This window comes from Candidatus Brachybacter algidus, from assembly GCF_016707225.1.
Taxonomy (GTDB): Bacteria; Bacteroidota; Bacteroidia; order Chitinophagales; family Saprospiraceae; genus Parvibacillus; species Parvibacillus algidus.
On record NZ_JADJID010000007.1, the window covers coordinates 61,877 to 73,981 of the forward strand.

General features: G+C 39.8%; 4 protein-coding genes. All 4 read left to right on the forward strand.

Translation table 11 applies throughout. The features are described from left to right. Positions 1-154: 154 nt before the first annotated feature. The 4 genes from IPI15_RS17660 (at position 155) to IPI15_RS17675 (ending at position 12,079) form a co-directional block, all read left to right on the forward strand. A complete protein-coding gene (locus IPI15_RS17660; RefSeq protein WP_287421636.1) occupies positions 155-9,196 on the forward strand; it encodes a BspA family leucine-rich repeat surface protein in 9,042 nt (3,013 codons plus the stop codon). A 177-nt stretch (positions 9,197-9,373) separates the two neighbouring features. Beyond that, entirely contained in the window at positions 9,374-11,146 is a 1,773-nt protein-coding gene (locus tag IPI15_RS17665; protein ID WP_287405094.1) for a hypothetical protein, read from the forward strand. A gap of 152 nt (positions 11,147-11,298) precedes the next feature. Beyond that, on the forward strand, positions 11,299-11,475 hold the full coding sequence (locus tag IPI15_RS17670; protein ID WP_287405096.1) for a hypothetical protein: 177 nt from the start codon (positions 11,299-11,301) through the stop codon (positions 11,473-11,475). Positions 11,476-11,512: 37 nt separating this feature from the next. Next, positions 11,513-12,079, forward strand: a complete 567-nt coding sequence (locus IPI15_RS17675; RefSeq protein WP_287405097.1) for an RICIN domain-containing protein — start codon at positions 11,513-11,515, stop codon at positions 12,077-12,079. Positions 12,080-12,105: the final 26 nt, after the last annotated feature.

A 12,105-nucleotide genomic window follows, 5' to 3' on the forward strand; every position in this document is an offset into this window, starting at 1 on the left:
TTTGAGACTGCACAAAAAATGTCAAGAGATGGATCTTATTTTTTATCAATTTTTATCAATAAGAAAAACATTAACCGATAATTCGCTGCAGGCATCATTCTTTCATATTATTCGCAAAACTTTAAATCTTATAACTAACTCAAAAATCAGCAACATGAAAAGAATTATTAAAAACTCTTTATGGTTATTCTGTGCTATTGTTTTATTAGCAACAAGCAAATCATATGGTCAAAACTTTACAACTAAGTGGTTATTTCCGGTAGCGACTTCATCGATCACTTTCGATGCGTTCACCACAGGTGCAGTAACATATACATGGGTGGCAATTCCATCAGGTAATTCCGGAAATGGATCTTTTACTAGTTTGGTTGGTGGGTCGGTCACACTTTCAGGATTGTCCATTATGGCCAATGATGAGGTAACTTTATCCATGACTCCAGGCAGCCTTAGGACATTTCACCACATAGTAAATTCATTTGATCTAATATCCGTAGAAGATTGGGGAGGTGTCGAATGGAGCAGTATGAGTAATATGTTTAGAAATTGTGAAAATTTGACAAATTTGCCTGTTACTGCGCCAAACTTATCGAATGTCTTCAGTTTATCTCAAATGTTTTATACTGCTTTATCCTTCAACCAGGACATTGGTAATTGGAATACATCACATGTTACAAACATGGATAATATGTTTTATGGTGCTACTGCCTTCAATCAAGATATAGGCAATTGGAACACAACCAACGTTTTGATTATGAGGGGCTTGTTTTTTGGTGCTACTGCCTTCAATCAGGATATAGGCAATTGGAACACATCAAATGTTACAAACATGGATAATATGTTTTTTGGTGCTACTGCCTTCAATCAGGATATAGGCAATTGGATCACATCAAATGTTACAAACATGAATAACATGTTTTATGGTGCTTCTGCTTTCAACCAAGATTTAGGAAGTTGGACATTATATCCCACTGTGTTGTTAGTACAAATGTTGAGTAGTTCAGGATTGGACTGCGCTAATTATTCTGCTACACTCAATGGGTGGAGAGCCAATAATCCAACTGTTATGTCTAGAGTTCTAGGGGGAACAGGTATGCAATATGGCACGAATGCAGCAGCAGCCCATTCGGAACTTATATCTATACAAGGCTGGACCATAAATGGCGATGCACCTTCTGGTGTAGATTGTGGGTCGGTCAATGGCCAATCGTTTACAACCAAGTGGTCATTCCCGACAGCGACCACATCGATTGCTTTCGAAGCACTCACTACAGGGAATGTTGGATATACCTGGTCTGCAAGTCCGTCCGGCAATTCCGGAAGTGGGACTTTTACTAGTTTGGTTGATGGATCAGTCACGCTTTCAGGATTGTCCATTATAGCAAATGATGAAGTAGCTTTATCCATGACACCTGATAATCTAAGGAGATTTCATACCATAGCCGAGGCAAGTAGTCTAAAATCAGTCGAAGATTGGGGAGCAGTCGAATGGTCAAGTATGAGTCGTATGTTTCAAGGTTGTACTAATTTGACCCAATTACCCTTAGCCCCGCCTGATCTATCTAATGTGACAGATATGTCATATATGTTTTCAAATGCTCCTAATTTTAATCAAAATTTAGACAATTGGAATACTTCAAATGTCAATGATATGAGTTTTTTATTTTCCTATTGTACTTTATTCAATGGCCAAATAGATAATTGGGCTACAGAAAATGTCACTAATATGCAAGGCATGTTTTTTTTAAATGAAAATTTTAATCAAAATATAGGTAGCTGGAATACTGTAAGTGTCACAAATATGTATGCCATGTTTGGATTAGCGACATCATTCAATCAAAATATAGGTAATTGGAATACGTCAAATGTTAATGCGATGGGTACCATGTTTTATGGTGCCTCAAACTTCAATCAGGATATAGGTAATTGGAATACGTCTAATGTTACTACAATGGTAGACATGTTCGCATATGCTTCCATCTTTAATCAAGATATAGCCAGCTGGAATACATCGAATGTTGACAATATGTATGAAATGTTTACCCAAGCATCTAATTTCAATCAGAATATAGGAGATTGGACATTAAATCCTGCGGTGACTTTGGTAGACATGTTGAGTAATTCAGGCATGAATTGTTATAATTATTCTTCGACAATTAATGGTTGGAGAGCCAACAATCCAACAGTGACGTCTAGAGTACTTGGTGCAACTGGTTTGCAATATGGCACCAATGCAGCTACTGCCCATGCGGAACTCATATCCAATCAAGGCTGGACGATAACCGGGGACAATGCCAGTGGAGTATCTTGTGAATTAATCCTATGTGATGTTAATGCTACTGCTTCAGCATTACCGAACCCACTATGTGTCGGCTCTACCTTAAATTTGAGTGCCGGAGGAGGGGAAACTTATCTATGGTCCGGGCCAGATGGATTCACCTCAGTTGAGCAAAATCCGATAATATCCAATGTGCAAACTGACAATTCAGGTGATTATTTTGTCACTGTAACTGATATCAATCAATGCACCGACTTCGCTAGTGTGACAGTAACAGTGAATCCTGTCGCCGATGTTAATCCTATAGACAATCAGGTGCTTTGTAATAATGAATTGACCCAACCTGTAACATTTTCCGGATCAGTGCCGGGCACCGTTTATACCTGGGTAAATAATACACCTTCGATAGGCCTACCCGTGTCCGGTATCGGCGACATTTCCACCTTTACAGCAATAAACACAGGCAGCACCCCTGTCACTGCTACAGTTACTGTATATCCTTCATTTGGAGCTGGTGGTAGTTTTGCTTATATTACAAGCACCTATGATGACAATGTGTCGGTGATCAATACTACATCCAATTCAGTTATAGCAACGATTGCGGTGGGAAATTATCCGATCGGAGCTTCAGTGACCCCTGATGGAAGTAAAGTTTATGTGGCGAATACTGACTCAGACGACGTGTCGGTGATCAATACCGCCACTAATACAGTAACAGCAACGATTGCGGTAGGAAATGGTCCTGCCGGAATTTCAGTTAGCCCGGATGGTACGAAGGTCTATGTGGCAAATTTTTCTTCTCACACTATGTCTGTGATCAATACTGCCACCAATTTGGTTACAGCTACGATTCCTGTAGGACTTAATCCATACGGAATTGCGGTAAGCCCCGACGGAACAAAGGTTTATACGGCAAATTATAGTTCTGATAATGTGTCTGTGATCAATACTGCCACGAATATGGTTATTGCCACGATTCCGGCAGGAGATACTCCATTCGGAGTTTCAGTACATCCTGACGGAACGAAAGTTTATGTGTCAAATAGAAATTCCAGCGATGTAACTGTCATTAATGCAGCCACTAATACAGTAATAACATCTATTGCCGTGGCAAATGGTCCAAATGGGGTATCTGTGAGCCCTGACGGAACGAAAGCTTATGTGGCAAATTATTTTTCTGATGAAGTGACTGTGATTAATACAGTCACTAATAGTGTTACTGCAACGATTGAGGTGGGAAATGGCCCAATCGGAGTTTCTGTGAGTCCTGACGGTACGAAGGTTTATGTGGTAAATACGAGTGATGACGATGTGTCTGTAATCAATACCGCCACCAATTTGGTAATAGCAACAGTGGCAGTTGGAGAAAACCCGCAGGTTGTTGGGAATTTCATAACAGCCGGGGATGAGAATTGCAACGAAGTTCCAAAAACTTTTACAATAACAGTTAACCCAACACCGGTCGGCTCAGCTTATCCTCAAACTGTCTGTAGTGGATCCGTTGCAAATGTGGCCTTGGTCTCGACTGTTGGTGGTACTTCATTTACCTGGACAGCTGCGATACAAACTTCACCGGTGGGTGGTACGATTACAGGATTCAGTGATTGCAGTTCTGCTTGTGGCACTGCGATTGTGCATACGCTGACAAATACCGGCACGTCCTCCGGAGTAGTTCGATATACCATAACTCCATCAGCCGGTGGATGCATAGGAATTCCATTTACAGTAGACGTGACCGTAAATCTTGGATTCGACATCAACCCTATTGACAACCAGGTGTTGTGTAATAATGAATCGACCCAACCTGTAACATTTTCCGGATCAGCACCCGGCACTATTTATAATTGGGTAAATAATACACCTTCTATTGGACTGCCCGCTTCAGGAACTGGGGATATTTCATCATTTACAGCAATAAACACAAGCAACACACCATTATCGGCCACAATTACAGTATCGACAGAAGGACAAGTTGAAACGTTTGCATATATCCCAAATAATGTATCGAATGATGTATCAGTTATAAATGTTGCTACAAACACTGTGGTGGCTACAATACCGGTTGGAGATAGCCCTATAGGAGTAGCTATTAGCCCAGACGGTACAAAAGTTTATGTAACCAATAACTTTTCGAATTTTGTTACTGTTATCAACACAGCTACAAATTCTGTAATAGGCACCATTAATGTTGGCGATTATCCGAGTGGCATAGCTGTGAGTCCCGATGGTTCACAAATTTATGTAACATATATCTATTCCAATTTTATATCTATTTTCAATACCATTTCAAATGCTCTAACGGCGACAGTCGCTGTTGGTGTTAGCCCGATTGGTGTAATAGTGAGCCCTGATGGAACAAAGGCTTATGTAACCAATTCCAATTCAGACAGTTTATCAGTAATTAGTACATCAACTAATTCAATATTAGCAACAATTGCAGTTGGCGATACTCCAGTTGGTGTTTGTAATAGCATGGACGGTACATTAGTTTATGTTGCAAATCAAATTTCAGATAATGTATCTGTTATCAATACCAATACAAATACTGTAACGGCTACAATCAATGTAGGAGATAGCCCGGTTGGCATTTGCACAAGCTCTGATGGAACATTAGTTTATGTGTCTAATAGAAATTCTGCTAATGTTTCTGTAATTAGTACGGCTACCAATACTGTCATTGCCACCATCCCTGTTGGCCTGAGTCCTTTTGGAATATCAGCGAGTCCTGACGGAACGAAAGTATATGTTTCTAATTTGGGTTCTGATAATGTTTCTGCAATTAGTACAGCTACCAATACTGTCATTGCCACTATTCCTGTCGGTGTTTACCCTTATAGCTTCGGCAATTTCATAGGAAATGTTTCGGCTTCATTTTGTCCCGGCACACCTCAGACCTTTACTATCACTGTCAATCCTACTCCTACCGGCTCAGCATCTCCGCAAACGATCTGCAGTGGAACAACCTCAAGTGTGGACTTAAATTCGACTGTCGGCGGTACCACATTTAGCTGGACAGCAGCAATACAAACATCACCTTTGGGTGGCACGATCACAGGTTTTAGTAATTGTAGCTCAGGATGTGGTACTTCAATTGTGCAAACCTTGACAAATTCGGGTACTTCATCAGGTACAGTTCGATATACAGTAACACCAACAGCTGGCGGGTGCACAGGAACTCCATTTACAGTGGATGTAACCGTTGGTCTTGGTGCTGATGTCGATCCGATAGCCAATCAAGTAGTTTGCAACGGCTACACTACCGTACCGGTTATTTTTACCGGATCAGTGCCGGGAGCTACTTATAACTGGGTTAATACTACTCCTTCTATAGGACTGCCGGCTTCTGGCACAGGTGATATCTCATCATTTACAGCATTAAATACAGGTAATTCGCCGGTAACAGCTGCGATAACTGTAACACCAGTAGTGAACGGTATTGAGATGGCTTATATTCCTAACTATCAAGGTGGTACCGTTTCAGTTATGAATATCTCAACAGGTACTGTAGTGGCTACGATACCTGTAGGAACGCTCCCATATGGCGTATCTGTAAGCCCTGATGGATCGAAAGTTTATATAACTAATTCCAACACGGACGATGTATCTGTTATCAATACATCGACAAATACAGTCATTGCTACGATCCCTGTGGGAAATAATCCCAAAGGTATTACTGTGAGCCCTGATGGTTTGAGAGTTTATGTCACAAATGATGTTACTGATGATGTGACGGTCATTAATACCATAACAAATACAGTAATTTCTACAATTCCAGTCGGGGAGAATCCTTTGGGAGTCGCCTTGAGTCCGGACGGGACGATATTGTATGTGGGTAATCGACATGATAATAATTTATCTGTAATAAATACAACAACAAATACGCTTATCACAAATATTTATGTTGGATTAATGCCTTCAGGGATTGCAGTCAGTCCTAATGGATCCAAAGTATATGTGGCTAAGAACTTCGCGGATAATGTATCAGTTATTGATGCATCTTCAAATACTGTCATTGTTAATATACCCGTTGGATATAGTCCCAAAGGTGTAGCTATTAGCCCTGATGGCACTAAAGTTTATGTGGTTAGTGGATCTGGTTCGGTTTCAGTTATAAACACTGCCACAAATATGGTAATTAACACCATTCCTGTAGGTTTGAGTCCAAATGGAGTCTCTTTGAACGGAGATGGAAGTCAACTTTTAGTAGTCAATAAAACTTCGGACAACGTTTCCATAATTAATACTGCTACTAATAGTGTGTCCGGAACTGTATTTGTCGGAAATGGTCCGGAGAGTTTTGGTAATTTTATCACGAGCGTTTCAAGTGCTTCTTGTCCTGGAATACCTACCACTTTCACGATTACTGTCAATCCTTCCCCTTCCTATACATTCTCTGTCGATGGTACAAACTATTCAGATGGAGATACGATCTTCGCATGTGACCTTCAAATGTTGGAATATGCGATTTCATCACAAGAAACACTGAGTTATACCATCAGAAAAATATCTAATAATAACTTGGTAAATGAGGGAACAACAAACGATGTCTTCAATTATCAGGCTACCCTTGCAAAAGCAGGATATTTTGAGATTAGTGTAGTAAATAATTCAGGATGTACGGCTATAGATACCTTATATTTATCAGTGGACGCACTTCCAATAGCGATAGCAACTGCTACACCAAATCCAATTTGCACAGGCGCTACTTTGCAATTAAATGCAACAGGTGGAGCAACCTATGCATGGAGTGGGCCCGATTCGTTTAGTTCAAACTTACAAAACCCAACCAGAGCCAACTTTACAATTGCTCAAGGTGGAGTTTATACAGTTACGGTCACTAGTTCCGGGGGTTGTACATCCACAGCTACAGTTAATGTAACTGTCAATCCGACACCAAATGCAATCGCCACACCGGCAGCTCAAACGATCTGTTCGGCAACAGCTATCGCAACAATCGTCCTTACAGGTTCTGTAACTGGAACGACCTATGCATGGACGAGAAACAATACAGCTACAGTAACAGGCATCGCAGCAAGCGGATCAGGAAACATCTCGGGAACTTTGACTAATACTACAAGTGCGCCTATCATAGTGACCTTTACGATCACACCAACAGCCAACGGTTGTCCTGGAGATCCAATTACTGCAACAGTGTTAGTCAATCCAACACCTACGGCAGTAGCCTCTCCTTCTGCACAGACGATCTGTTCCGGAGAACCTATTACTACGATCGTCTTGTCGGGACCGGTAAGCGGAACTACATTCGCATGGACTAGAAACAATACAGCAACAGTCACTGGTATGGCTGGTTCCGGAAGTGGCAATATATCAGGATGGCTAACCAACACGACGACTGCTCCCATCACGGTAACCTTTACGATCACGCCTTCAGCGAATGGTTGTATAGGAGCGCCGATCACAGCAACCGTTCTGGTTAATCCGACTCCTGTAGGCACAATATCAATAGCTCCAAATCCTGGTTGTGTTGGTTCTAGCGTGCAATTTTCTGCTACCGGTGGCGTATTTTACAACTGGTCAGGGCCACAAGGATGGACTAGCGCACAGCAAAATCCAAGTATCTTACTATCAACTTACCAACAGGCAGGCGTTTACTCCGTAACGATCACCAATGCTCAAGGGTGTTTTGTGGTTCTTACTGACAAGCTGGATGTCTTATATCCACCAGTAGCGACAGCTACTTACGAACAGTCTACGGCCTGCACAGGAAGTACACTTTTACTACATGGCACAGGAGCAGGATCATATGCATGGTCAGGACCAGCAGGATTTACTAGCAATAAACAGGATCCTGAGATACTAAATGTAACAGCTGCCAATACTGGATTATACACGCTTATCGTTACCAGTCCGAATGGATGTACAGCTGCAACCACACTTAATATAACGATCAACAATCTTCCATCTCTTTCTGCCAATCCGATATTGACACAAACATGTGAAGGATCTACGATTCAATTGTTTGCTGCGGGTAGTGGAAGTTTTGTATGGAATGGTCCTGCGACATATACGTCAACCGATCAGAATCCTGTCATCGTCAATATTCCGATCCATTTGTCAGGTACATACACTGTTAATTTGACAGCAAGTACAGGATGTGTTTCTACAGCATCAGTCACTGTTAAAGTATATGACCAGATCCATGCTATTGCAACTGCATCTGAAGATACGATCTGTCAGGGACAGAGCTTACAATTGCACGCTGAAGGTGGTAGTACTTATCTATGGAATGGACCTAATGGATTTAACTCCACAGAGTCGGACCCGAGGATAGACCTCATCACTCCTGCTGCTTCCGGCAAATATTATGTCTACATCAGTAACGAAGGTGGATGTTGGGGATATGCTGAATTAACGATCGTCGTCAGACCGGCCGCCAATTTCATTGCTTATGCCACACCGAATCCTGTCAACGAGAACAGCCCTGTGCAGTTTATCGCCAGCAGCAATGGTGTAGCTTATTCATGGTCAGGACCACTTGGATTTACCAGCAATGTTCAGAATCCTTTCATCAAGAAAGTAACGCGCTACATGGCAGGTGTGTACACCGTGACCATCACCAATGAAAATGGCTGTCCAAGCATCGTCAACGTAGTTCTAAGAGTAATCTACACGAACAAAGGTGGAAATACCATCGATGGCGATGGATTAACTACCAGATCAGAAGTAACGGGCACGGTCTATCCGAACCCAACCAATGACTTGTTGTACTTCGACACGCAAAGCTCTGAATCGATAGAATATGTCATCTATGATGTCAACGGCAAGATGCAGGTAGTTCAAAAAACGACGTCAGACAGATACATCTCTACCTCACAGCTACCGAGTGGCGTCTATCAAATCAGTTGGAAGGCGAAGGATAGCGAAGAGTGGATCGTGAGTAAGTTTGTAAAGATCAGGTAAATTCAATTAGCTGAATTAATAAATGACCGGGATGTGATACTACATTCCGGTCTTTTTTTTGTAGGTCATATATTTTTATTTCTTCATTAAATTATAGCTCCCTAATGTGGAATTTCTTCTTTTAATTGCTAATAAAAAAAATATTTTGTAATGTTGTTGAATTAAAATTATTGATCAGTGAGACACTGTATCTTGTTTCTTTTATTCATTTACTGCATTAAACTGCATGCTCAATCCGACGAGCAGGTCCGTCAAATCTATGACCATTTAGCTCAAAAGGAAGTTTATTATGACTCAGGGATACTGATTTATTTGGAAGATTTGAATTTAATAGATAGCGCGGGAACAAAAAAGGTGTTTTTTGACAAACTATATGATTTAATAAAAAAAGAGCCAAATGCACAGGTCATGATCCTGGCTTTGTCTTTAGATAATTACCATTCGGCAAACAGACTAAATGTATATGGAGGAAATTTTGATGATTTATCGAAATTAAACAAGGCATTAAAAATTGCTATTTCTCAAGAGGATGAATTATTGTTGTCAGCGTTTTTCAGTATTTATGGCATCACTTTGGAATTGATAAAGCAGCCTCAGATAGCCTTGTTTTATTTTACTAAAGAGCACCAAATTTTGAAAAGATACAAAAATCAGTATAAATCACTCTATGAAAAGAATTGCTTCAACCTGACCAAGGTACTGTATCAAATATCTGAATATCAACATAGTATTGAGTTTGGTAAATTAGGATTAAAACTATCGGAACAAAGACCGACTTTCTTCAAAGATCTGCAAAAAGTCTATTTACTGGATCTAATAGGAGCATCTTACAAAAATCTGGGAAAGGCAGACAGTTCAATTATTTATTATCAAATATTAGCTGACCAATTAAAAAAATCCCCTGATTTAGATATTTATCAGCAGCAACTTTGGAATTCGATCGTCAATGGAAATATCGGAGAAAATCTGTTAAATCTTGGAAAATTTGATGAAGCCGCACCTTTGGTCAGGGCCTATTATAATTTTAACCAAAAAAACAAAGACATCTATAACATTTTCCTTTCTACTAATTTATTAGCAAGACTTCAAAATATCAAAGGAAATATTCAGGAGGCAAAAAGACTTTTTAAATCTGTGCTATCAGACCCGGCTGCACTTAGGAAGTCAGATCTTGTGATTAAAGCTTGCGACGGCCTGTCCTCAGTTTATGTAAAAGTTGGGAACATTGACAGTGCTTTATATTTTCAAAAAATGTCTTTACAAGAAGCTTCTAAGGTTAGTAAGATAATCTATCAGTCCGGTCTGGATGCCGCTGAATCAAAGATTGAATTTGAAAAAGTGCAAAATGAACTGGATCACTCGAAAAAAATAATTTCCCAGGTCAAAATATCACGCAACCTTGCAATACTTTCTTTGATCCTCGCAACTTTCCTGATAATTACATTTTATGTATTAAACAGGAATAAATGGCGGTATAAAATTGAAGAGCAAAACCTACTTCAACAAATGGCCGAGCAAAAAATCAATGACTCCAAAGCACTATTGGATAACATGACTCACAGCCTGATCGAAAAAAGTAATATGGTAGAGCAACTTGCGCATCAAATACAAATCGTTGAAAATGCGGAGAGTTCATATAATCTAAAGGAACAACTCACTGATATTGCCATCACCAGCGACGTGGGGTGGGATCGTTTTTTCCATAGTTTTGCCACTGTAAACCCTAGTTTTTTAGGAAAGTTAGAACGCATGACGGGAAGTTTGAGCCCGGCAGAACTAAGACTGACGGTATTGATCAAAGTAGGATTAAACAATTCACAGCTCGCATCTTCCCTTGGAATTAGTTCGGGTAGCGTGGTAAAAAGTAAATATCGCCTTAAGCAAAAGTTGAATTTAAGTACCAATGATTCTTTAGAAAGCTTTTTACACGAACTATCTTCTTCAAAATAGTTATAATACAAACTCGAAATAATTTTTAGTTATATTTTAATTTATTAAAATTGAAATATATAAACTATTGATTTAGTGCAATGTGGATAATCTATGTCCGCATAATGTCCACCTTCCCAAATCTTACATAAAGAATTGTCCTCCAAATGTCCATGCCTGAAATTTGGCATTTGGGTGGTGTCGCCCATAATTTTGGACAAAATCTTAACAATGAAAGAACGATATCAATCGGTCAGTTTCTGGAGGACAATTTTGACAATAGTGATCATCTTAGGTCTGTTGGTCGTCATCGTGTTCTTGTTTTTTCAGTTGCAAATCGAGCAGAGTAAGATTTATTAATGCACATTTTTTTTAAAAAAAATTATCATGAGACGAAACGCAACAATCCACATTCAAAACAACACAGGCTATGATCTTCTACTTGTTAGTTCAATGATTGAACATGGAAATTTTCAACATGGTGGGAAACTTTATTTAAAGGAATCTCCTAAAAGCGCTGACATTGATGAGATATTCAGTATAGCGAGTGTGCACAAATGCTTGGATGTTTCAGGAGCCGGTACAGAAAATGGTACCAATGTCATCATCCATCAATCAAATAATGGCACCAACCAAAAATGGAAATTAAGTGATGCAGGTGAAGGCTATTTTTATTTTGAGCCTCTAAATGCCAATGGTATGGTGCTTGATGTTTACGAAAACAAAACACAAGATGGTTCAAAGATAGCCATAAATGAAAAAAATGATGGTGATAATCAAAAATGGAAAATTTTATCCACCATTATTGATTCTGGCTTATTTATTATCTCTCCTAAAAGTGCTCCCGATTCTTGCCTGGGCATAAGTGGAGGAAAAATGGATAATGGAACCCCCATCATTTTACAAAGTAAAAATAAGGGCAGTAATCAGCTTTGGTATTTCACGAAAATATAAAGTGACAATAATGCACAATTATAATT